We start from the raw sequence: 22,073 nt of genomic DNA, 5'->3' as shown, positions 1-22,073 counted from the left end.
CGATGCGCTTCAGGCGCGCTGCGACGAGCCTGCGCGCCTGTCCCGGTAGCCGGCGTCGGGGCCGAGCTTACTTCTTCTCCGGCAAGAACCAGTTCATCACGAGCGCACAGACCCCGCCCGTCGCGACGCCCGATTCCAGCACGTTCTTCAGCGCATGCGGCAGGCTGTTCAGGATGTCCGGCACCTGCGACACGCCGAGGCCGAGCGCCAGCGATACCGCGATGATCAGCAGCGCGCGTCGGTCGAGATGAATGCCCGCGAGGATGTTGATGCCCGACGCGGCCACCGCGCCGAACATCACCATTGCCGCGCCGCCCAGCACCGGCTCCGGCACGGCCTGCAGCGCGCCGGCGACGACCGGGAACAGCCCGAGCACCACCAGCATCCCGGCGATCCAGATGCCGACGTAGCGGCTCGCGACGCCGGTGATCTGGATCACGCCGTTGTTCTGCGCGAACACCGAGCTCGGGAACGTATTGAACACGCCGGCCAGCAGCGAGTTCGCGCCGTTGACGAGCACGCCGCCCTTGATCCGCTGCATCCACACCGGCCCTTCGACCGGCTCCTTCGAGATCTTGCTGGTGGCCGTGACGTCGCCGATCGCTTCGAGCGACGTGACGAGATAGATGATCAGCATCGGAATGAACAGCGACCACGAGAAGCCGATGCCGAAGTGCAGCGGCGTCGGAATCTGGAACAGCGCGGCCTGATGCATGCCGGTGAAGTCGAGGCGGCCCAGGAACGCGGCCGCGAGATAGCCGATCACGAGCGCGATCACGAGCGCGGTGCTGCGCACCCAGACGATCGGCACGCGGTTCAGCAGGATGATCGTGCCGAGCACGAGGCACGACAGCGTCAGGTTCTGCGCGCTCGCGAACGTGCCGTTGGCCATCGCGCCGTAGCCGCCGCCCATGCTGATCAGGCCGACCTTGATCAGCGTGAGGCCGATCAGCAGCACGACGATGCCGGTGACGAGCGGCGTAATCAGCCGCTTCACGAACGGCAGGATGCGCGACACGCCCATCTCGACGAACGAGCCCGCGATCACGACGCCGAAGATCGCGGCCATCACGGTCTCGACCGGCGTGCCCTGCTTGACCATCACGCTGCCGCCGGCGATCAGCGGGCCGACGAAGTTGAAGCTCGTGCCCTGGACGATCAGCAGGCCGGCGCCGAGCGGCCCGAAGCGCTTGCACTGGACGAAGGTGGCGATGCCGGAAATCACCAGCGACATCGACACGATAAGGGTCGTATCGCGACTGGACACGCCGAGCGCCTGGCAGATCAGCAGGCCGGGCGTGACGATCGGCACGATGATCGCCAGCAGGTGCTGGACCGCGGCGACGAAGGCGACCATCGGCGCGGGCCGGTCGTTCGGGCCGTAGACGAGGTCGCGGGACGATTCTGCGTCGTCGGCGCCGTGGGAGGCGGATTGGGCGGAGGAGGCGGGTTGCATGGCGAGCGGGCCGGACAAGGTGGAAAGTGCGGCATTTTAGCCGAAGGGTCCTTCGACGCCCCCCGGCGCGATGCGAATAGTCTGGATTCGGCGGGCGACGCCGGGGGGCGGACGGGGACGGGTAGCGGGATAGCCGGGGCAGCCGTCCGGTCGACACGGGAATATCGCGGCACGCGCAACGGGCACGCATCGCCGCGGCCCGGTGGGGAATGGCCATCAGCGCGCCGGCTGTGTCGGCTGAAACCCCGGTAACGCGGGAATCCGCTCCTCCATGAACTGCAGGAACGCGCGGGTCCTGAGCGGCAGATACCGGCGCGACGCGTAGACGAGATGCAGCGTATGCGGCAGCGCCATGTCCCATTTCGGCAGCAGCCGCACGAGTCTGCCCGTATCGATGAGGTCCTGGACGAGCCACGCGGGCCCGCTGCCCACTGCGTTGCCGGCCAGAAAGCATTCGCGCAGCGCCAGCGAGCTGTTGACGCGATAGCGGCTGCGTACCGGCACGGCGACCCGCTCCGTGCCGCGGACGAATTCCAGTTCGGCGCCCACGCCGGCGCGCGCGTAGCCGACATAGTCGTGTCTGGCGAGATCGCCGGGCTTCCGGATTTTCGGGGCCCGAGACAGGTACTGGGGTGCCGCCACCAGCAGGCGCGGCGATACCGCGATGCTGCGCGCGACGACATCGGGGGGCAGCACGTGGCCGAGGCGAATCGCGACGTCGACGCCTTCCTCGATCAGGTCGATCACGCGATCGGTCAGGTGCAGTTCGACTTCGATCTCCGGATAGACCGCAAGAAACTCGAGCATCAGCGCGTTCAGTCTCAGCTCGCCGAGTCCCATCGGCGCGTTGACGACCAGCTTGCCGACCGGGCGCTGCGTCAGTCCGCGCACGTCGGCCACCGCGCCGGCGTACTCGTCGAGCAGGCGCTTGCAGCGCTCGTAAAAGCGCCGCCCTTCGTCGGTCGGCGCGAGACTCGTCGTCGAACGTTCGAGCAGGCGCACGCCCAAATCCTTTTCGAGGGCGGCGACGATCTTGCTGATCGTCGGCTGGCCGAGGCCTTCTTCACGAGCAACCGCCGAAAAATTGCCGAGTTCGACGGCGCGTACGAACAGGTGCATGGATCGCAGCGAGTCCACCTTATTCCTCCTCGGCATGAGCCCTATTCAAATCGTCTACGTTCCGCTGCGATAGAGAATGACCTAACGTTCGCGAACCTTCAATCCCTGATGAGGAATCGACATGAACGATGCCATGCAATCCGCGGTGCTCGACGGCACGCACGTGGTGGTGTTCGGCGGGAGTTCGGGAATCGGTCTCGCGGCTGCGAGGACCGCCAAGGCGAGAGGCGCAGCCGTCACGCTGGTCGGCCGGAGTGCCGCGAGACTCGAGGCCGCCGCGCAGGCGATCGGCGGTGCGCGCACGGCCGTCGCGGACATCGCGGACCGGCAGGCCGTGCAGGCGGTGTTCGACACGATGACGCGCGTCGATCATCTGGTCGTCACTGCCGGGCGCTTCATCGCCGGCAAGCTCGGCGAAGCCGATCCCGATCAGCTGCTCGCTGCGATACAGGAGCGCATCGCAGGGCCCGTATATGCCATCCGGGCCGCCTTGCCGTTGATGCCGGAGACGGGCTCGATCGTGCTGACGGGCGGGCAGCTGTCGGATCGTCCGTCGGGGCACGGCACGTCCGTCGTTGCCGCCGCCGTGCGCGGCGTGGAAGCGCTTGCGCAGTCGCTCGCGCTGGAACTGAAGCCCATTCGCGTGAACGTCGTCGCGCCCGGCTTCGTCGAGACGCCCTTGTACGATACGTTCGGCCCGGAAGCGCGCAGCGCGATCCTCGCGGGCGCCGCGTCGACGTTGCCCGGCGGCCGCGTGGGCCAGGCCGGCGAAGTTGGCGAGGCGATTGCATTCCTCCTGAGTAACGGCTTCATGAACGGCGAGATCCTGCACATCGACGGCGGTGGACGTCTGGTTTGAGCGGAAGGGGTTCGATGCGCTCAGTCCGCCTCACGCGTTCGCGCACCGCGTGCTGCCGCACGCACCTCCGGATAGGCACGCCGACACACCTCGATGACGGCGCTACGCAACCGGCGATGCACGGGATCGCCATGCATGCGCGGATGCCACAGCGCCGAGATCTCGATGTCCGGCAGCCGGGCCGGGATCTCGAAGCTGCGCAGCCCGAGCGCGTCGATCGGCCCCGGCGACAGCGCATTGCCGAGGCTCGAGTGCGGGACGAGCGCGATCAGGTCGGTGCTGGCCGCCACCCGCATCGCGTCGGGATAGCCCGGCACGACGACACGCACGGTGGCCTGGCCGAAATCGCGCGCGGCCTGTGCGTCATCGACCGGTCCACCGAAATCCCCGAGCTGCGACGCGATCACCTGACCGCAGCCCGCATAGCGCGAAGCCGTGATCCTGGCCGATGCAAACAGCGGATGCCCGGCGCGCGCGACGCCGACGTGCCGGTCGTGAAAGAGCAGGCGCGTGTGCAGTTCGGGCGCGTCGTCGCCGCGCTTGCCGATTTCCAGATCGACCGTGCCCTCGCGCAGCGGCCCCGGATCGCGGTCGAGCTTCGCCACGAAGCGCAGGCGCACGCGCGGCGCGACGTCGCCGATCGCGGCGACCACCGGGCCGGCCAGCATGTCCATGAACGATGCCGCCGCACGGATCGTGAAGGTGGACGCGAGCGACGCGAGATTCACGTCGGCGGACGCGGGCCGCAGCACGGCATGCGCATCGCGCGCGATCGCATGCACGCGGTCGCGCAGCGCGGCCGCATGCGGCGTCGGCACGAGCGTGCGGCCGGCGCGCACCAGCAGTTGATCGCCGGTTGCGATCCGCAGGCGCGCGAGCGTGCGGCTCATCGCGGACGTGCTCAGGCCCAGCCGGCGCGCGGCGCCGGTGACGCTGGCTTCGGTCAGCAGCACGTCGAGCGCGGTGACGAGGTTCAGGTCGATGTCTTCCATATGGGCAGCATACGTCATCGAGCATGAACACAGCGCGTCAGACGCAACTATTGTTTGCATTGCGTGCGTCTGGCGCCTGTCGTGCCGCGTGACTATAGTGGGCGAATCACCGCACTCGGCAAAGGCAGAACCCATGCAATCGACCCCCTCGAATTCGAGCCGGAACGCCCCGTCGATCCTGCTCGTCGCGGCCTCGCGCGGCCTGGGCCTCGCGATGGCGCAGGCGTTCCTGGAAAAAGGCTGGCACGTCGTCGGCACCGTTCGCGACGGTTCGACGCGTACCCGGCTGCACGATCTGGCGACCCGCTTCGACGGCCGGCTCGAGATCGAGACGCTCGACATCTGCGAGCCGGCGCAACTGGCCGCGCTGCATGCGCGTCTGGCGGGGCGGCGCTTCGGCATGCTGTTCGTGAACGCCGGCACCACCAACGACCCGCGCGAGACGATCGGCGAAGTGACGACCGACGAGTTCGTGCGCGTGATGATCACCAACGCGCTGGCGCCGATGCGCACGGTCGAGACGCTGCAGGACCTCGTCGCCGCGGACGGCCTGATCGGCGTGATGTCGTCGGGGCAGGGCAGCGTGACGAACAATGTCACCGGGATGCGCGAGGTCTATCGCGGCAGCAAGGCCGCGCTGAACCAGTTCATGCGCAGTTTCGCGGCCCGTCACGCGGACGGCGGCCGCGCGATGGTGCTGATGGCGCCCGGCTGGGTCCGTACCGATCTGGGCGGCCCCGACGCGCGCCTGAGCATCGACGAAAGCGTGCCGAACCTCGTCAACGTGCTGATCGGCAGGCAGGGTATTCCCGGGCTCGCGTATCTCGACTATCTGGGACGGACGGTTCCGTGGTGAGCGCGCACGGATGCGGTCGCCTGCCCGTGAAGTTGTGCGCGCAACGATCGTGCAATCCGACCGCACGCCGCTCGCTGCATCGCACAACCTATCGCGCTTGACACGCCCACGACCTCCGCCGTAAATTGCGCGGGCAGATCTAGATAAGAGACTATCTGTAGGATGGTCTCTTCTTGCGTCGATCGCATCTGCAATGTCGAGCCTCTTACAGAACAAATATACGGAGGCCGATTGTGCAAACGATCGCGGTCAAGCTTCATGGCATTGAAGACGTCATCTCGTTCCTCGACGCACGCCCCGGTATCGCGGGCAGAGCGGGCCTCATCTGGTGGCTGGCGCTCGGCGGGCTGTTTCTCGACGCATTTTCCAATTCGGCATTGAGCGCCGGCCTCGGGCCGATGACGCGCGAACTGCATCTGTCGGCCGCGCAGGTCGCGTGGATGACCTCGTTCGCGTCGTGGGTCGCGATCGCGTTCAACCCGATCGGCGGCTGGATGGCCGACCGGTGGGGGCGCGTGCGGCCGCTGATCGCCGCGAAGGTGCTGTCGGTGATCGGCGCGCTGCTGGTGGTGTTCGCGCCGGACTTCGACACGATCCTCGCCGGCCGCTTCTTCGTCGGGATGGCTTACGGCATCGATTTCGCGATCGCGATGGCGATGCTCGCGGAATTCACGCCGGCCCGCCTGAAGAGCCGGCTCAATACGTGGCAGGGCATGTGGTACACGGCGGTCTGCTCGAACCTGCTGCTCGCGCTGCTGTTCCATTCGTGGCAGGTCGGCGACTCGATCTGGCGCTACTCGGTCGCGGCTACCGCCGTGTTCGGCATCGCGATTCTCGCGCTGCAATGCGCGTTCCTCGTCGAAAGCCCGATCTGGCTCGCGCGCAAGGAACGGCTCGACGACGCGGCGCGCGCGATGACGCGCATCTACGGGCAGGCGTTTGCCGCTGCGCCCGCGCATCAACGCACGCCGGTTGTCAATCCGGCCAGGCGGGGCCTCGCGAACCTGCTGCTGATTTTTCGCGGCGTCTACCTGCCGCGCACGATCCTCGCCGCGACCGTGCAGATCGGCCAGTCGATCGAATATTTCGCGATCGGCTGGTATCTGCCGCTGATCAGTGCCGCGCTGTTCGGCACCGACTTCGTCTATGCGACGCTCGGCGCGCTCGTGTTCAACCTGTTCGGGATCGTCGGCGGCTTCTCGTCGTCGACGGTCGGTCGCCGTGTCGGCCTGCGGCGCGCATCGGCGTTCGGCTTCGCGGCGGTCTGCGCGATGCTGGTCGTGCTCGGGCTGTTCCATGCGCGCATGCCGCTCTGGCTGTCGGTCGTCGTGCCGTCGCTGTTCATCCTGTTCCACTCGGCCGGCCCCGGCGCGAACGGCAAGAGCCTGTCGTCGCTGTCGTATCGCGGCGAGCTGCGTGCGGGCGCGAACGGCGTCGTCGGCGCGCTCGGCTCGATCGGCGCGGCGCTCGGGCTGCTGGTGTTTCCGCTGTTTCGCGCACGCTACGGCCTCGAACACACGTTCCTGATCCTCGCGATCGTGCCGTGCGTCGCGAGCGCGATCTGCTTCGCGATCCGCTGGGATCCGACGCGCACGACGATCAATCCCGACAACGAACCCGACGCGCCGCACTTCGACGACGATGCGCGCGCGACGTCGACCCTCCTCAAACCCGCCATCGAGAAAACCCAGCGATGACCGAATCCCGAACCGCCATTCTCGCGATCGACGAAGGCACGTCCGGCACGCGCGCCGCGCTCGTCGACGCGAGCGGACACGTGTCGTGCCTCGCCTACCTGCCGCTGTCGGTCGACAGCCCGCGACCCGGCGTCGTCGAGCAGGACGCGAACGCGATCCTCGACAAGACGCTCGAAGTTTGCCGCGCGACGCTCGCGCAAGCGCGCGAACAGCACATGCATGTCGTCGCGCTCGCGCTGGCGACGCAACGCGCGACCGCCGTGCTGTGGGATACGCAGACCAGCCGCGCGCTGGTGCCGGCGATGGTCTGGCAGGACACGCGCCACGCGGACGAACTCGACCGGCTCGCAGCCGACTGGGACCGCGAGCTGCTGACGCGCGTCGGGCGGCCGGCCGGTGTGCGTTCGCCGTATCTGTGGGCCGTGCACCAGCTGCGTACGGCGCAGCCGGTGGCCGACGCGCATCGCGCGGGCCGGCTCGCGTTCGGCACGATCGACACCTGGCTGCTGTGGCATCTGTCCGATGCGCGCGCGTGCGTGACGACGCCGACGAACGCGACGTCCGCGAGCGCCTACCTGCTCGGCGAGCATCGCTATTTCGACCGCTGGATCGATGCGCTGGGTTTCCCGCGCGAGCTGCTGCCGGCGCTGCGCGAGGACGCCGACGCGTTCGGCCGCACGCGCGCCGACCTGCTCGGCATCGACGTGCCGATCCTCGCATGCGCGGGCGACCAGTTTGCGGGCGCGATCGGCCTCGGCTGCGTCGAGCGCGGCCACGCGATGTGCGTGCACGGCACGGGCAGCTTCGTCGATCTGCTGACGGGCACGATGCGGCCCGATGTCGGCGGCCGGGCGGAGCCCGGCGACGCGCACGACGGCACGCTCGCGATGACCGCGCGCCGGCACGGCGGCGTGTCGCATTACTCGCTCGAGACCTTCGTCGCGACCACCGGCTCCGCGTTGCGCTGGCTCTGCGAGAAGCTGCACTGGTTCGACGATCCGGCGCAGATCAGCACGCTTGCGGGCAGCGTGGATTCGTCGCGCGGCGTGACCTTCGTGCCGGCATTGACGGGCTTGCGCGTGCCGCGAATGGAGCCGAATGCCCGCGCGCTGCTGTCGGGCATCTCGATCGCGACGACGCAGGCCGAAGTCGCGTATGCGGTGCTGGAAGGCATCGCGCATTCGGTCGCGTCGTGCATGGAAGCCAACCAGGCGGTCGCGCGGGCCGACGTGTCCGAGCTGATCGTCGGCGGCGGCCTCGCGGGCAGCGACACGCTGCTGCAGATCCAGGCCGACGTCAGCGGGGTGCCGGTGCGGCGGATCCGCGAAGGCGATCGCGCGAGCCTGCGCGGCGCGGCGTTCCTCGCGGGTGCGTCCGGGCTGATGTGGGATTCGCTCGACGCGGCCTGCGCGACGCTCGTCACCGATGCCGTGTTCGAGCCGTCGATCGATGCGGACAGCCGGCAGCGGCGGCGCGCGGCATGGCACGCGCGGATCGCGTCCGAGCTGGCGCACGCAGCCGATTTTGCTCATGCGTAAGCACGGAGAACGACCAGCATGATGTTCCTGCCATCCAGAAAGCCCCGGGCAGACCGGGCCGACATGACGGGCACCGAGCCGCTGCGGGCGAACCGCGACGACCATCTGGCGCGCCTCGAGACCGACGCATTCGACGTGCTGATCGTCGGCGGCGGCGTGACGGGCGCCTACGCGGCGCTCGACGCGAGCCTGCGCGGGCTGCGCGTCGCGCTCGTCGAGAAGAGCGACTTCGCGTCCGGCACGTCGTCGAAGTCGTCGAAGATGGTGCACGGCGGGCTGCGCTACATCGAGCAGGGCAATCTCGGGCTCGTGCGCCATTCGCTGCTCGAACGGCAGCGTCTGCGGCGCAACGCGCGTCATCTGGTGCAGCGGCTGCCGTTCCTGTTTCCGGTGATGGAGCGCGAGGGCGTGTTCGACCCGCGCCTTGCGAAGGCCTTCGAAAGTCTGCTGTGGACCTACGACATCGCCGGCGGCTGGCGCGAGGGCATCCTGCACCAGAAGCTGACCAAGGCGGAAGTGCTGTCGCATTGCCCGACCTTCGACGAAACCTGGCTGACCGGCGGCTTCATGTATTTCGACGCGCGCGTCGACGATGCGCGGCTCACGCTGAACCTCGTGCGCACGGCTGCGTTTCATGGCGCGGCGGTCGCGAACCATGCGCGCGTCGTCGCGCTGACGCGCGACGGCCACGGCAAGGTCGACGGTGCGATCGTGCATGCGGACGGACGCGAGCGGCGCGTGCGCGCGCGCGTCGTCGTGATGGCGACCGGCGTCTGGCTGCGCGACTGGACCGGCGCGCGCAACGGCGATGCGTCGGCGTTGCAGGTGCGCCCCGCCAAGGGCGTGCATGTCGCGATTCCGTGGCTGAAGATCCGCAACGACTGCACGGTGACGATCCCGGTGCCGGGCCGTAACCGGCGCGCGACGATCACGCGCTGGGGCAACGTGTCGTATCTCGGCACGACCGACGAGGACTACGACGGCGATCTCGACGACGTGCACTGCACGCGGCGCGAGCTCGATTTCCTGCTCGAAGGCGCGCGCTCCGCGCTGAAGACCGACCTGTGCGCGGACGACGTGGTCGGCAGCATCGCCGGATGCCGGCCGCTGGTCGGGCCGCCGGGCGGCAAGACGATCGAGATGAAGCGCAATCACGAGATCCGCGTCGCATCGGACGGGCTCGTGACGATCGTCGGCGGCAAGCTGACGACGTCGCGGCACATGGCCGAGCAGACCATCGATACGGTCGGCAGGCTGCTCGGCCGCGCCACGCGCTGCCGCACGAAATCGGCCTACCTGCTCGGCGCGGCCGGCTACGACGCGCAGGCGATCGTCGCGTCCGGCGGGCTTGCCGCGCATCTCGGCGAGCGCTACGGCACCGAGGCGCGCTTCGTCAGCGACATCGCCGACGCGACGCCGTCGCTGCTCGCGCCGATCGTCGACGGGCTGCCGTACAGCGAAGCGGAAGTGGTCTACGCGGTGCGCCACGAGTTCGCGCGCAGCGTCGACGACGTGCTGTCGCGCCGCACGCGCGCGCGCCTGATGGCGCGCGACGCTTCGGCGCGCGCGGCGCCGCGCGTCGGCGCCATCCTCAAGGCGGAGCTCGGCCTGTCCGATGCGGCCGTCGCCAGCCAGGTGCGCGACTACGTCGCCGCCGTCGCACTCGAAAAAGCCATCCTCATGGGAGAAAACGGATGATCAGCAAGGAAGCCATCAAGCGCGGCTACAACCGCGGCAACTACGTCGTCGGCTCGCATACGCCGCCGCCTTATTCGCTGAACCTGCCGGCGGCGGGCGGCGCGGCCGTCGAGGCCGGCATGCAGCGCGCGCCGGTCGCGCTGTCGGCGCAGCAGGTCGACGCGCTGCGCGCGGCGGCCGACGAAGTGCTCACGCAGCCTGCCGACGTCGTCGCATGGACGCGCGACTGGTGGGCCGCGTCGATGGTGACGGAGACGGCCGGCCGTCCCGCGACGCCGCATGCGGTGGTCGTGCGCGTGTCGACGATAGAGCAGGTGCAGGCCGTGATGCGCATCGCGCACGCGGCGTCGATTCCGGTGACGGCGTCGGCCGGCCGCAGCAACGTGACGGGCGCGGCACTGCCGGTGCGCGGCGGCATCGTGCTCGACGTGTGCGCGCTGAACCGGCTGATCGGCGTCGATGCGCAGAGCCAGATCGTCGAGGTCGAGGCCGGCATGTTCGGCGACGTGTTCGAGGAAACGATCCAGCGCGAGCACGGGCTGACGATGGGGCACTGGCCGTCGTCGTTCGGGATCAGCACGATCGGCGGCTGGATCGCGTGCCGCGGCGCCGGGCAGCTGTCGACGCGCTACGGCAAGATCGAGGACATGGTGTTCGGGATGGACGTCGTGCTTGCGGACGGCAGCCTGATCACCGTCGGCGGTTATTCGCGCGCGGCGGTCGGCCCCGACCTGCAGCAGCTGTTCATCGGCAGCGAGGGCACGCTCGGCATCATCGTGCGCGCGCGCCTGAAGCTGCATCGGCTGCCCGATTACGGACGCGCGATCGCATACGGCTTCGACACCTTCGCGGCCGGCCTCGATGCGTGCCGCGAAATCCTGCAGTGCGGCGCGAACCCGGCGGCGCTGCGGCTCTACGATGAGCTCGAAAGCGGCGTGCAGTTCGGGCTGCCCGATACGAACGTGTTGCTGATCGCCGACGAAGGCGCGCGCGAGCTCGTCGACGCGGTACTGGCGATCAGCGCGCAGGTGTGCGAGGCGGACGGGCGCCGGCTCGACGGCGACGCGATCTTCGAGCGCTGGCTCGACACGCGTTACCTGACCGGCAAGAGCGCGGAAGGCTTCAAGCGCAGCCCGGGCTTCGTCGCCGATACGCTGGAGATGTGCGGCCGCTGGCGCGATCTCGCGGCGATCTATCGCGACGTGGTGGCCGCGCTGCAAGCGGTGCCCGGCACGCTGGCCGGTTCCGCGCACCAGTCGCATGCCTATGCGGACGGCGCCTGCCTGTATTTTTCGCTGCGCGGCGACGTCGCGGTCGAGCAGCGGGCCGCCTGGTATCGCGCCGCGTGGGACGCAGCGAACGCGGTGCTGATCCAATACAATGCGGCGTTGAGTCATCACCACGGCGTCGGGCTGCTGCGTTCGCCGTACATGCGCGATTCGCTGGGCACTGCGTTTCCGGTATTGCAGGCGGTGAAGCGCGCGCTCGATCCGACGCATATCCTCAACCCCGGCAAGCTCGGTCTCGGCGACGAGACCGGCCCGCACGTCGACCGCTGAACGCCATGGACAAGTCGCTGGGCGCGCGTCTCGCCCGTCATCCCGTCATCGCCACGCTGTACGGCGCCGAGCAGGCCGACCGCTTCGTCGACAGCGCGGCCGAGGTCGGCATCGTCGCGAACGTCGACCTGCGCCGGCTGCAGGCGGTCGTCGCGGCGCTCGCGCGGGCCGGCAAGTTCGTGATCGTCAACATCGACAGCTGCGACGGGCTCTCGCAGGACAAGGGCGGCGTCGAGTATCTGGCCGATATCGGCGTCGCGAGCGTCGTGTCGACGCGCGTCGCGACGATCCAGCGCGCGAACCGCGCCGGGCTGATGACGATGCAGAAAGTCTTCGTGACCGACCGTTCGACCTGGCCGCGCAGCGTGAAGGCGATCGAGCAGAGCGATCCGAACCTCGTGCAGCTGATGCCGGCGCCGATGCTCGCGCATCTCGGCGACGCCGACCGGCAGGCGCTGCCGCCGATCGTCGCGTCGGGCTTCGTCTGCAATGCGGACGACGTGCGCAGCGCGCGCCGGCACGGCGCGGTCGCGGTGTCGACCAGCGACAGCGCGCTGTGGAATCTCGACCCGTCGTGACGGCGGCATCTCATCCACCTCCTGGGAGTGCAGCATGAACGAGCCTTATCTGCAGGTCATCGTGCATTACTACGCGAAGCCGGGCCAGGGCGACCGCGTGATCGAACTGCTCGCCGAACTCGCGCCGGCGACGCGCGCGGAGCCGAAGAATCTCGACTACGCGTATTTCCGCGCGCCGGACGATCCCGACCATATCCTGATCCTCGAACGGTACAGGGACGCGGACGGGCTCGACGTGCATCGGGAAACGCCGCATTTCCAGCGGATCGGTGTCGGGGCGATCATTCCGTTGCTCGATCGCCGCGACGTGACGCGCTTCATGGTGCAGCCGGACACCGGCACGGCGACGCCCCCGGGAGAGGCCCGATGAACCCGTTTCAATTCCGTACCGTCCCGACGCAGATCGTCGAATTCGGCGCCGCGCGCCGGCTTGGCGTGCTGCTGCGCGAGCGCTTTCCGGCGCTGGCGCGCCTTTGCGTCGTCACCGATGCGTTCCTGCATCGCAGCGGCGTGCTCGCGCCCGCGCTCGAAAGCCTGGCCGCGCACGGCTGGCAGGTCACCGTGATCGACGACGTGATCGCCGATCCGCCCGAACAGGTCGTGCTCGACGCGACCGCGCGCGCCGTCGCGGCCGACGCGGAAATCGTGCTCGGCCTTGGCGGCGGTTCGTCGATGGACGTCGCGAAGTTGATCGCGGTGCTCGCGCCGGGGCAGCAGCCGCTCGCCGACATGTACGGCGTCGACAAGGTCGCGAGCGCGCGGCTGCCGCTCGTGCAGATGCCGACCACGGCCGGCACCGGTTCGGAGGTGACGGCCGTGTCGATCGTCACGGTCGGCGAGGCGCGCAAGATGGGCGTCGTGTCGCCGCAGCTGTTCGCGGACGTCGCGATTCTCGACGCCGAGCTGACGCTCGGGCTGCCGCGCGCGGCGACGGCCGCCACCGGCATCGACGCGATGGTGCATGCGATCGAGGCCTATACGTCGTCGCGGCTGAAGAACCCGGTCTCGGACATGCTGGCCGTCCAGGCGCTGACGCTGCTGTCGCGCAACCTGCTCGCGGCCTGCGACGACGGCCGCGACCGCCACGCGCGCGAGGCGATGCTGGTCGGCGCGATGTTCGCGGGGCAGGCGTTCGCGAATGCGCCGGTGGCGGCCGTGCATGCGCTCGCGTATCCGGTCGGCGGCATCTTCCATGTGCCGCACGGGCTGTCGAATGCGCTCGTGCTGCCGCACGTGCTGCGCTTCAACGCGCCGGCCGCCGCGCCGCTCTATGCGGAAGTCGCGGCGATCGTCGCGCCGGCGGCGACGGGCAGCGACGAAGCGAGGACGCAGGCGCTGATCGACGAGATCGATCGGCTGATCGTCGCGACCGGCATTCCGCGTACGCTGCGCGAGGTCGGGATCGGCGAAGGCGACCTGCCGAGGATGGCGTCGGACGCGATGCTGCAGACGCGGCTGCTCGTGAACAACCCGCGCGAGGTGACGGAGGCCGACGCGCTGGCGATCTATCGGCAGGCGTGGTGACGCGGCGGCGCGGCGCTATCTGGCGGGCGTGCGCGCACGCCACGCCGCCTTACTTCAGGTCGCGATCCTTGCAGGTTGGCTCGAATTCGCCGTCGAAGTACTGATAGAGGTGCACGAGCAGCTTGCCGCTGCCGACCTTGCGGCCGAGATAGTGCGTGCCTTCCGTCGACGAGCAGCGTGCCGTTCACGACGCACGGGCCGTTTGCCGCACCGGCCGCGCCGCGATGCATGCACAGCCGAGTGCGACCGCCACGAGCGCGCATCCGGCCCACGGCGTGGCGAGCAGCGCATCGCGTCCGACCAGCACGCCGCCGAACGCCGAACCGAGCGCGACGCCCGCGTGCATCGCGGACACGTTGATGCCGACGCTCGCATCGGCCAGCGACGGCGCGGCGTGGATCAGGTAGTTCTGCACGATCGGCGAGATCGACCAGCTGATGGCGCCCCACAGCATCATCGCGGGCACGAACACGAACGGCGATGCACCGGCGGCCGGCAGCATCGCCATCGCGACGAGAAACGCCGCAGGGCATGCGCAGAGCGCGCGCGAGGCGCCGAGCCGGTCGGACAGCAGCCCGCCGAGCCACGCGCCGGTCACGCCGGCGACACCGAACGCGACATACAGGCTTTCGAGTGCAGCCGCGCCCGGCGACAGCACGGCCTGCAGGTACGGCGTCAGATACGCGAACAGCGTGAAGTGCCCGCCGATCATCGCGATTGACACGCATTGCGCGGCCAGCAGCCGCGGGCGGCCGAGCACCGCGCGATACGACGCGGTGGCCGGTGCGACAGCGGTTTCGGCGGCCGGCAGGTTCGCGATGCGCGGCAGTCGGCGCGCGAGCCACAGGCCGAGCGGCAGCGCGGGCAGCGCGATCGACGTGAATACCGCCCGCCAGCCGGCCCAGTCGGCGATCCGCATCCCGATCGGCACGCCGAGTACGAGCGATGCGCTGATTCCCATGAACACGATGCCGATCGCGCGACCGCGCTGCGACGGCGGTGCGAGCTCGGCCGCGAACCGCGTCGCGACGAGGATCAGCGTCGCGCAGCTCGCGGCCATCAGCACGCGTGCGACGAACAGGCTCGCATAGCCGGGGCTGGCCGCGGCGAAGAGGTTCGTGGCCGCGAACGCGCCGAGCGACGCGAGCAGTGCGGTGCGCCGCTCGACGCGCGCGATGCAGGCGGCCGCGACGAGCGCGGCCAGGGCGAAGACGGCGGAAAAAATCGTGGTGAGCTGGCCGGCGGCCGCGACCGATACATGAAGGCCGGCGGAGAGGGCCGGCAGGATGCCGACGCAGATGTTTTCGGCGACGCCGGCCAGAAACACGGCGGCGCCCAGCAGGTAAACGCGAGTGTCCAACGGAAACCCCTCCTGTACGCACGACGCGACCGCGCCGGCAAGGACGGGCCGCATCGGATCGAATCGACGGATGGGTTTCGACGCGAGGCTTCGGTTATCCCGGAAAGCAGCACGCTACCGCAGGCGCGCGTCGTGTGCAAGTGCCGCGCGGCGGGCGCGAGCACGAGCGCAACGCTGGCGATCGCGCTGCCGGACGATGGTCGGCTTCGTCAGCGCGCGGGCTTCTGCAATAGCGCGGGCAGTTCCTTTTTCAGCAGGTCGACGATCGCCCGCACGCGCGGCGGCAACGGCCGATGCGCCTGCACGAGCGCATTGAGCGCGAAGTCGGGAATCGTATGGGCCGGCAGGAGTTCGACGAGCCTGCCCTGCGCGAGCGCGTTCGCGCAGGCCGGCTGCTGGACCACGCCGATGCCGCCGCCGGCCATGATCGTGTCGAACATCGGGCGCCAGTGGCTCGTCGTCATCACGGTCTGGATTCGTGCATGTTCGAGCGTTCCGTCGGCGTTCTGCAGCGGCAGCTGTTCATTCGCGAAGACGCCTTTGACGCGGATGAACGGATGCTTGACGAGGTCGGCCGTCGACTCGATCGGTCCGTAGCGATCGAGATACGACGGCGCGGCGACGAGCACGCGCCCGACATGGCCGATCGGGTGCGCGACGAAGCCGCCGTCGCCGAGCTGGCCGAGGCGGATCGAGATATCGACGCCTTCGGTCACCGGATCGACGATGTTGTCGTTCAGCACGAGATCGATCCGCAGTTGCGGGTAGAGCGTACGGATGTGCATCAGCGCCTTCGGGATCACCACTTCGCCGAAGCATTGCGGCGATGCGAGGCGAATGGTGCCGCTGAGCGTGTGCTCCGCTTTCGACACCGACGCGATCGAGTCTGCGGCCGCATCGAGCAGTTCCTTGCTGCGTTCGTAGAAGACCCGGCCTTCTTCCGTACAGGTGAGCGTGCGCGCGCTGCGCATCAGCAGCCGCGTGCCGAGGAATTTCTCGAGTTTCTCGATGCGCTCGCTGACGGCGGGCTGGCCCATGTCGAGGTCGCGGGCCGCGCCGGACATCGTGCCACGCTCGACGACCCTGACGTAGATGCGCATCGTCGCCAACAAATCCATGAAGTCGCCTTTTCCGGGATAAACGGACGCTTATGATGCGACAAAAAATTGTGGATTGCTTTCCGATCGGCGTGAAATGTCCGGCTACGCGTCGCTCGGCACGCTGCACGTCCCGGAGGGGCCGGTCGGCGTGTGCGAGCGGGGCTGCGCATGGTCCTGCGAAGGCCCGCGCAGCTGCGCCGCGCCGGCTCGCGCGAATCACGATTCGTCATCGAAACCGCCCGTCCTGCCCGCGCCATGAGCGACAATCCGTTTGCACCCGATCGACGCGGCAGCGCGACACGCACACGCCGATCGGCCGCAATCATCAAACGGGAGACGGCGAGATGACGCAAGCGAACGAACCGACGCGCACGCGATGCGTCGCGTGGCAGATCGTGCAGACGTGGCAGGCGGCCGAATGGTGCCGGCTCGTCGAGACGCCTGCCGGGATCGACCTGTCGGGTTCGGTCGCGGGCGCGATCGACGGCACGCCGTTTCGCATCGATTATGCGATCGCATGCGGCGCCGACTGGCTCACGCGTTCCGCGCGCGTGACGCGCTGGCTCGGCGCGACGCCGCAACAGCTCGACATCGCGTGCGACAACGGGAAGTGGACGATCCAGGGGATCGACGCGCCGTCTCTGGACGGCGCGACCGACATCGACCTCGGCTTCAGCCCGTCGACCAATACGCTGCCGATCCGGCGGCTCGCGCTGCGTATCGGCGAATCGACGCTGATCCGCACTGCATGGCTGCGCTTTCCCGACTTCGACGTCGTGCGCGGCGAGCAGCGCTATACGCGAACGGCCGAGCGCGTGTATCGCTACGAGAGCGGCACTTATGCGGCCGATATCGCGGTCGACGAAGCGGGCCTGGTCATCGACTACGACGAGTGGAAGCGGATCGGCGCGACGCCGCCGCGATAACGGCATCGGCCGGGTGCATCACGCATGCGTCATGCGGGTGTCGCGTGCCAGCGCGCGTCGGCGACCGTGACCTTGCCGGGAATCAGCTTCAACGTGCTGAACGCATCGGCGATGTTCTGCTGATAGGCGATCGTCGCATCGGCGATCGGCTGCACGCCGTATCCGGTGCGCTTGAGCGCGACTTCGAGCGTCGGCGCGTCGAGACCGACGAGCGGCGACAGCTGCGCGGCGACCTCGGGAATGTGGTCGCGCCCCCAGCGGTCGACCGCATCGACTTCGTCGAGCAGTGCGCGCAGCACCTGCGGCTGCGCGGACGCATACTTGCGCGCCGCGAGGTAGTACTGCGTATTGCGCACGAGCCCTTCGCCGTTCGCGACCACGCGTGCGCCGAGCTGTCGTTCGGCGGCCGCCAGGTACGGATCCCAGATCACCCACGCATCGACGCTGCGCTGGACGAACGCGGCGCGCGCGTCGGCGGGCGTCAGGTAGATCGGCTGGATGTCGGCATACGTGAGGCCGGCGTGCTGCAGCGCCTTCACGAGCAGGTAGTGGACGTTCGAGCCCTTGTTGAACGCGACCTTCTTGCCGCGCAGCTGTGCGACCGTGCGGATCGGCGAATCGGGCAGCACGACGATCGCCTCGCCTTGCGGGGCCGGCGGCTCGTTGCCGATATAGACGAAATCGACGCCGGCCGCCTGCGCGAAGATCGGCGGCGTCTCGCCGACCGTGCCGACGTCGATCGCGCCCGCATTGAGCCCTTCGAGCAATTGCGGGCCGGCCGGGAACTCGAGCCACTGCACGGTGACGCCCTGGGCCGCGAGCCGCTTCTCGAGCGTGCCGCGCGCCTTGAGCACGACGAAGTTGCCGTATTTCTGGAAGCCGACGCGCAGCCGCGTGCCGCTGCCCTGCGCATTTGCGGGCAGGCCGGCGAGCGGCCCGAGCGCGAGGCCGGCAAACCCGGCGGCCGTGTGTTGCAGCCACCGGCGGCGACGCGGGTTCGCCGGTGTCGTTGCGACGTCTGCGTGAGAGGTGTCGTTCATTGAAGCGTCCTGCGTGCGGAAGGCGGGCCGCGCGCGGATGCGGCGCGGTCGGCGCACGGCAGGGCCGGATGCGGCGACGCGCGCCGCGGGCCGGTCCCGCCGGACTCAGCACGATACGTCGGCGCGGGTCGGCGGCCAACCAACGAATCCGCATATGCAAATCAGCGGCGGCGCAGTGCGGAAGCGGCCTGTGCGATGCGCGGCGCAGCGCGCATCGCATCACGGCGGTGGCATGCAGGCAGGATGTCGTCGGTGTTCAGTCCTGGCCGGCCGCGCTGTCGACGATCGAATCGACGCGATCGGGATAGAACGCGAGGTGTCCGCGAATCCCTTCGACGGCCGGATACGGATGTTCGTACGTCCATACCGCGTTGACCGCGCGTTCGCCGCCGGACGGGATCGAGTAGTACGCGCAGTCGCCCTTGTACGGGCAGTACGTCGCATGGTCGGTGCGCTGCAGCAGCGTCATGTCGGCGTCCTCGCGCGGAATGTAGAGCACGGCCGGGTAGGTGGCCTCGCGCAGCGACAGCGCACGCTGCGTATCGGCGATCGTCCGGCCGGCCACGGTGACGACTACCCGCGACGGATGCGGCGAGACCGTGATCGGATGGTCGGGGCCCGGCGTCTTCACGGGGCGCGATTGCGTATCGGGGTTGTCAGGCATCGTGTGTCCTCCTGGTATGGGCGGTGCGCAGGCGGCGGATCCCGGCGCGCGTGCACCGGCGTCCGGTCAGCCAACCGATACGATGCGCCGATTCCGCGGAACCTGCAGGGGGCCGGATGACGGGGGGCTGCCCCGACGTTCGCGCGGACGTTTTCGCGCGGCGGCGCCGGGATGCAGCGATGGCGATAAGCAATACCGAATCGATTGGTTCGCGATCGGCGGGACAGGCGCGAAGATCGTCCGTCTTCATTCGTATGACCGCCATTCCTTTCGATCGCCATGAAAATCCGCTTGATCTCCTCCGCCGCGCGTCGCGCGTGCCACGTGTCGCCGTTCGCGAGCGCGCTTCGCTGCATTGCCGCCTCGCTGATGCTGGCCGGGGCCGCGTCGCATGCGCTTGCCGCGCCGGCGGGCAACACGCTCGTGTTCTGCAGCGAAGGCAGCCCGGCCGGTTTCGATCCCGGCCAGCACACGACCAGCACCGATTTCGACGCGAGCACGCATACGATCTACAACGAACTCGTGCAGTTCCGGCGCGGCACGCTCGATCTCGAGCCGGCGCTCGCGACGAGCTGGGACGTGTCGGCCGACCAGCGCGTCTACACATTCCATCTGCGGCGCGGCGTGAAATTCCAGACGACTGCGTGGTTCAAGCCGACCCGTCCGTTCCAGGCCGACGACGTGGTCTTCACGTTCCGCCGGATGCTCGATCGCGACGATCCGTTCCGCAAGGCATATCCGGTCAGCTTTCCGTACTTCAGCGACCTCGGCTTCGACCGCAATATCGAGCGCATCGAAAAGGTCGACGACTACACGGTGCGCTTCGCATTGAAAGAGCCCGACGTCGTATTCGTGCGCAATCTCGCGATGGCCTTCGCGTCGATCCTGTCGGCCGAGTATGCGTCGCAACTCGCCACGCGCCATCGCGAAGCCGACATCAACCAGTTTCCAGTCGGCACGGGCCCGTTCCAGTTGCGCGCGTACCAGAAGGACGCCGTGATCCGCTACGACGCGAATCCCGGCTACTGGAAGCCCGACGACGTGAAGCTCGCGCACCTGGTGTTCGCGATCACGCCCGACCCCGCGACGCGCCTGCGCAAGCTGACGGGCGGCGAGTGCCAGGTGTCGGTATTCCCGCGCCCGGCCGATCTCGACACGGTGCGGCGCAACCCGTCGCTGACGCTGTTCTCGGCGATGGGGTTCAACGTCGGCTTCGTCGCGTACAACACGCAGCATCCGCCGCTCGATCGCGTCGACGTGCGGCGCGCGCTCGACATCGCGATCGACAAGGCCGCGATCCTGAGGACGGTCTTCAACGGCGACGCGACGATCGCGACGAATCCGATGCCGCCGGCGCAATGGTCGTACAACCCGCGCCTGAAGGATGCGCCGCACGATCCGGCCGCCGCGAAGGCGCTGCTCGCGCGTGCGGGATTCCCGAACGGCTTCGAGCTGACGCTGTGGGCGATGCCCGTGCAGCGTCCGTACAACCCGAACGCGCAGCTGATGGCGCAACTGATCCAGCAGGACTGGGCGAAGATCGGCGTGCGCGCGAAGATCGTCAGCTACGAGTGGGGCGAATACAACCGGCGCGCGAAGCAGGACGGCCAGCACGACGCGATCCTGTACGGCTGGTCGGGCGACAACGGCGATCCCGACAACTGGCTCGGCGCGCTGCTCGGCTGCGACGCCGTGCACGGCAGCAATCTCGCGAAGTGGTGCAACGCGGATTTCGAGCGGCTCGTCGAGGCCGCGCGCACGAATGCCGACGTCGCGAAGCGCACGGCGCTGTACGAGCAGGCGCAGGTCGTGTTCAAGGATCAGGTGCCGTTCACGCCGATCGCGACGTCGATCGTGTCGCTGCCGGTGTCGAAGCGCGTGCACGGGCTCGCGTTTTCGCCGCTCGGCGGCCATCGGTTCGATGGCGTGTGGCTCGATTGACTCGCAGCCGTTCGATGTGTCGGTATGCGGATGACGACGGACCGGCGCGCCGGTCCGTGCCCGCGTCGCGCGTCAGTTGAGCGCGACCGCCGCCGCGGCTTCCACCGGCGAGCCTTCGAGCGCAACCGACGGTCGTCCGTCCGGCCCGACCGGCACGTCGCCGACGAGCGTGGTGCGGTAAAGCTGGCGATCGAAGTCGAGGTCGAAGATGTCGACGGGCGCGAGATGCGCGGTCGCGCGGTTGTCCCAGAACGCGATGCTGCGCGGTTCCCACTTGAAGCGGATCGTGAATTCCGGCCGCGTCACGTGTTCCCACAGCAGTTCGAGCAGCGCCTGGCTTTCGCGCGGCGTCAGCCCGACGATCGATTTCAGGAAACTCGGGCTCACGTACAGCGCACGCTCGCCGGTTTCCGGATGGACGCGCACGAGCGGGTGCTCGGTCACGAGCGGGCGCCGCTCGACGGCTTCGTCGAAGGCGCCGGTCGCGCGTGCGCCGGCCGGCGGCGTGAAGCGGTGAATGCCGCGCAGCCCGTCGACGAACCCACGCAGCGGTGCGGACAGCGTCTCGTACGCGCGCACGAGATTGGTCCACTGCGTGTCGCCGCCGTACGGCGGAATCGTCACGCCGCGCAGGATCGACGCCCACGGCGGATTCACGGCCGCGGTGACGTCGGTATGCCAGCCGGTCCACGGCCGCCGCACCGGTTCGCCTTCGAAGCGCGTCGCCTTGCGATGCTTCGCGATCGAATAGACGGCGGGATGCCCGTCGACATGCCCGAACACCGGATGGCCGACCGTCGGCTCGCCGAACTGTGCGGAGAATGCGACGTGCTGCTCGTGCGTGAGGAATTGTTCGCGGAAGAAGACCACGCGCCATTTCAGCAGTGCGTGGCGGATCGCGGCGATCTGCGGGGTGGTCAGCGGCTGGGTCAGGTCGACGCCGCGAATCTCCGCGCCGATGTGGGCGGACAGCGGAATCACGTCGACCGGCTGGCCGGCGGGTTCGAGTAGGGCGCTCATGCGACGCTCCTGGCGGAAGTGAACGGAACGAACGGCCGACATCGCGACAGGCAGGCGAGCCGGTTCGGCGGGCGAGGATGCATGGTCGGGTTTCCGGTAACGCGGCACGGGCCGCCGCGCCGCGCAGGCGGGAACGGCGACGCGCT

Annotated in this window: 19 protein-coding genes; 11 read left to right on the top strand and 8 right to left on the bottom strand. The window is 69.0% G+C overall.

Annotation, left to right across the window (positions count from 1 at the left end):
* Window positions 1–67 precede the first annotated feature (67 nt).
* Together WS57_RS08630 and WS57_RS08625 are read right to left on the bottom strand one after the other, a co-directional pair.
* Entirely contained in the window at window positions 68–1,456 is a 1,389-nt protein-coding gene (locus WS57_RS08630; RefSeq protein ID WP_069244050.1) for a uracil-xanthine permease family protein, read from the bottom strand.
* A 216-nt stretch (window positions 1,457–1,672) separates the two neighbouring features.
* Window positions 1,673–2,593 (bottom strand): LysR family transcriptional regulator, encoded by a 921-nt coding sequence (locus tag WS57_RS08625; RefSeq protein WP_009690836.1) that lies wholly within the window; start codon window positions 2,591–2,593, stop codon window positions 1,673–1,675.
* 103 nt (window positions 2,594–2,696) lie between these two features.
* Here WS57_RS08625 and WS57_RS08620 point away from each other — a divergent pair, with 103 nt between their 5' ends.
* Window positions 2,697–3,434 carry an SDR family oxidoreductase gene (locus WS57_RS08620; RefSeq protein WP_069244049.1) on the top strand — a complete coding sequence of 246 codons (738 nt, stop codon included), beginning with the start codon at window positions 2,697–2,699 and terminating at the stop codon, window positions 3,432–3,434.
* Between the two features lie 20 nt (window positions 3,435–3,454).
* On the opposite strand, the gene WS57_RS08615 is transcribed toward WS57_RS08620, so the two are convergent.
* Entirely contained in the window at window positions 3,455–4,426 is a 972-nt protein-coding gene (locus tag WS57_RS08615; protein WP_069244048.1) for a LysR substrate-binding domain-containing protein, read from the bottom strand.
* 133 nt (window positions 4,427–4,559) lie between these two features.
* Here WS57_RS08615 and WS57_RS08610 point away from each other — a divergent pair, with 133 nt between their 5' ends.
* From WS57_RS08610 to WS57_RS08575, 8 genes are all read left to right on the top strand, one after another.
* Window positions 4,560–5,282 (top strand): SDR family oxidoreductase, encoded by a 723-nt coding sequence (locus WS57_RS08610; protein WP_069244047.1) that lies wholly within the window; start codon window positions 4,560–4,562, stop codon window positions 5,280–5,282.
* Window positions 5,283–5,515: 233 nt separating this feature from the next.
* Window positions 5,516–6,979: an MFS transporter gene (locus WS57_RS08605; protein ID WP_069244046.1), complete on the top strand. Its 1,464-nt coding sequence runs from the start codon at window positions 5,516–5,518 to the stop codon at window positions 6,977–6,979.
* Window positions 6,976–8,517 (top strand): FGGY family carbohydrate kinase, encoded by a 1,542-nt coding sequence (locus WS57_RS08600; protein WP_069244045.1) that lies wholly within the window; start codon window positions 6,976–6,978, stop codon window positions 8,515–8,517. Before WS57_RS08605 ends, WS57_RS08600 begins: the two co-directional genes overlap by 4 nt.
* An 18-nt stretch (window positions 8,518–8,535) precedes the next feature.
* Window positions 8,536–10,215, top strand: coding sequence for a glycerol-3-phosphate dehydrogenase/oxidase (locus WS57_RS08595; RefSeq protein ID WP_069244044.1), 1,680 nt, complete (start codon window positions 8,536–8,538; stop codon window positions 10,213–10,215).
* Window positions 10,212–11,774 (top strand): FAD-binding oxidoreductase, encoded by a 1,563-nt coding sequence (locus WS57_RS08590; RefSeq protein WP_069244043.1) that lies wholly within the window; start codon window positions 10,212–10,214, stop codon window positions 11,772–11,774. Before WS57_RS08595 ends, WS57_RS08590 begins: the two co-directional genes overlap by 4 nt.
* Window positions 11,775–11,779: 5 nt before the next feature.
* Complete coding sequence (locus WS57_RS08585) at window positions 11,780–12,352, top strand: glycerol-3-phosphate responsive antiterminator (protein ID WP_059477983.1); 573 nt, start codon at window positions 11,780–11,782, stop codon at window positions 12,350–12,352.
* A gap of 34 nt (window positions 12,353–12,386) precedes the next feature.
* Window positions 12,387–12,722: a putative quinol monooxygenase gene (locus WS57_RS08580; protein ID WP_009695164.1), complete on the top strand. Its 336-nt coding sequence runs from the start codon at window positions 12,387–12,389 to the stop codon at window positions 12,720–12,722.
* Window positions 12,719–13,876 (top strand): iron-containing alcohol dehydrogenase, encoded by a 1,158-nt coding sequence (locus tag WS57_RS08575; protein ID WP_069244042.1) that lies wholly within the window; start codon window positions 12,719–12,721, stop codon window positions 13,874–13,876. Before WS57_RS08580 ends, WS57_RS08575 begins: the two co-directional genes overlap by 4 nt.
* Window positions 13,877–14,060: 184 nt before the next feature.
* Here the strand turns inward: WS57_RS08575 and WS57_RS08570 are convergent, their stop codons facing one another.
* On the bottom strand, window positions 14,061–15,236 hold the full coding sequence (locus tag WS57_RS08570) for an MFS transporter (RefSeq protein ID WP_059515040.1): 1,176 nt from the start codon (window positions 15,234–15,236) through the stop codon (window positions 14,061–14,063).
* A gap of 209 nt (window positions 15,237–15,445) precedes the next feature.
* Window positions 15,446–16,354, bottom strand: a complete 909-nt coding sequence (locus WS57_RS08565; RefSeq protein ID WP_069244041.1) for a LysR family transcriptional regulator — start codon at window positions 16,352–16,354, stop codon at window positions 15,446–15,448.
* 326 nt (window positions 16,355–16,680) lie between these two features.
* On the opposite strand from WS57_RS08565, the gene WS57_RS08560 reads away from it, so the two are divergent.
* Window positions 16,681–17,262 carry a putative glycolipid-binding domain-containing protein gene (locus WS57_RS08560; protein ID WP_069244040.1) on the top strand — a complete coding sequence of 194 codons (582 nt, stop codon included), beginning with the start codon at window positions 16,681–16,683 and terminating at the stop codon, window positions 17,260–17,262.
* A gap of 29 nt (window positions 17,263–17,291) precedes the next feature.
* Here the strand turns inward: WS57_RS08560 and WS57_RS08555 are convergent, their stop codons facing one another.
* Both WS57_RS08555 and WS57_RS08550 read right to left on the bottom strand, forming a co-directional pair.
* Window positions 17,292–18,302 carry a sulfonate ABC transporter substrate-binding protein gene (locus tag WS57_RS08555; protein WP_040129763.1) on the bottom strand — a complete coding sequence of 337 codons (1,011 nt, stop codon included), beginning with the start codon at window positions 18,300–18,302 and terminating at the stop codon, window positions 17,292–17,294.
* A gap of 256 nt (window positions 18,303–18,558) precedes the next feature.
* Window positions 18,559–18,966, bottom strand: a complete 408-nt coding sequence (locus WS57_RS08550) for a DUF427 domain-containing protein (RefSeq protein WP_059515042.1) — start codon at window positions 18,964–18,966, stop codon at window positions 18,559–18,561.
* Between the two features lie 279 nt (window positions 18,967–19,245).
* Here WS57_RS08550 and WS57_RS08545 point away from each other — a divergent pair, with 279 nt between their 5' ends.
* On the top strand, window positions 19,246–20,907 hold the full coding sequence (locus WS57_RS08545) for an ABC transporter substrate-binding protein (RefSeq protein ID WP_059515043.1): 1,662 nt from the start codon (window positions 19,246–19,248) through the stop codon (window positions 20,905–20,907).
* Between the two features lie 72 nt (window positions 20,908–20,979).
* Here the strand turns inward: WS57_RS08545 and WS57_RS08540 are convergent, their stop codons facing one another.
* Window positions 20,980–21,927, bottom strand: coding sequence for a TauD/TfdA dioxygenase family protein (locus tag WS57_RS08540; RefSeq protein WP_009690306.1), 948 nt, complete (start codon window positions 21,925–21,927; stop codon window positions 20,980–20,982).
* Window positions 21,928–22,073: the final 146 nt, after the last annotated feature.

The organism is Burkholderia pseudomultivorans (genome assembly GCF_001718415.1).
In the GTDB taxonomy this organism is placed as follows: Bacteria; Pseudomonadota; Gammaproteobacteria; order Burkholderiales; family Burkholderiaceae; genus Burkholderia; species Burkholderia pseudomultivorans_A.
Note: the sequence above shows the minus strand (reverse complement) of the source record. Positions and strands in the feature narration are given on the sequence as shown.

Coding starts and splice junctions, on each gene's coding strand:
- WS57_RS08630 (WP_069244050.1), bottom strand. CDS start 1,456: ATGCAACCCGCCTCCTCCGCCCAATCCGCCTCCCACGGCGCCGACGAC.
- WS57_RS08620 (WP_069244049.1), top strand. CDS start 2,697: ATGAACGATGCCATGCAATCCGCGGTGCTCGACGGCACGCACGTGGTG.
- WS57_RS08615 (WP_069244048.1), bottom strand. CDS start 4,426: ATGGAAGACATCGACCTGAACCTCGTCACCGCGCTCGACGTGCTGCTG.
- WS57_RS08610 (WP_069244047.1), top strand. CDS start 4,560: ATGCAATCGACCCCCTCGAATTCGAGCCGGAACGCCCCGTCGATCCTG.
- WS57_RS08600 (WP_069244045.1), top strand. CDS start 6,976: ATGACCGAATCCCGAACCGCCATTCTCGCGATCGACGAAGGCACGTCC.
- WS57_RS08595 (WP_069244044.1), top strand. CDS start 8,536: ATGATGTTCCTGCCATCCAGAAAGCCCCGGGCAGACCGGGCCGACATG.
- WS57_RS08590 (WP_069244043.1), top strand. CDS start 10,212: ATGATCAGCAAGGAAGCCATCAAGCGCGGCTACAACCGCGGCAACTAC.
- WS57_RS08585 (WP_059477983.1), top strand. CDS start 11,780: ATGGACAAGTCGCTGGGCGCGCGTCTCGCCCGTCATCCCGTCATCGCC.
- WS57_RS08580 (WP_009695164.1), top strand. CDS start 12,387: ATGAACGAGCCTTATCTGCAGGTCATCGTGCATTACTACGCGAAGCCG.
- WS57_RS08575 (WP_069244042.1), top strand. CDS start 12,719: ATGAACCCGTTTCAATTCCGTACCGTCCCGACGCAGATCGTCGAATTC.
- WS57_RS08565 (WP_069244041.1), bottom strand. CDS start 16,354: ATGGATTTGTTGGCGACGATGCGCATCTACGTCAGGGTCGTCGAGCGT.
- WS57_RS08560 (WP_069244040.1), top strand. CDS start 16,681: ATGACGCAAGCGAACGAACCGACGCGCACGCGATGCGTCGCGTGGCAG.
- WS57_RS08555 (WP_040129763.1), bottom strand. CDS start 18,302: ATGAACGACACCTCTCACGCAGACGTCGCAACGACACCGGCGAACCCG.
- WS57_RS08550 (WP_059515042.1), bottom strand. CDS start 18,966: ATGCCTGACAACCCCGATACGCAATCGCGCCCCGTGAAGACGCCGGGC.
- WS57_RS08545 (WP_059515043.1), top strand. CDS start 19,246: ATGAAAATCCGCTTGATCTCCTCCGCCGCGCGTCGCGCGTGCCACGTG.
- WS57_RS08540 (WP_009690306.1), bottom strand. CDS start 21,927: ATGAGCGCCCTACTCGAACCCGCCGGCCAGCCGGTCGACGTGATTCCG.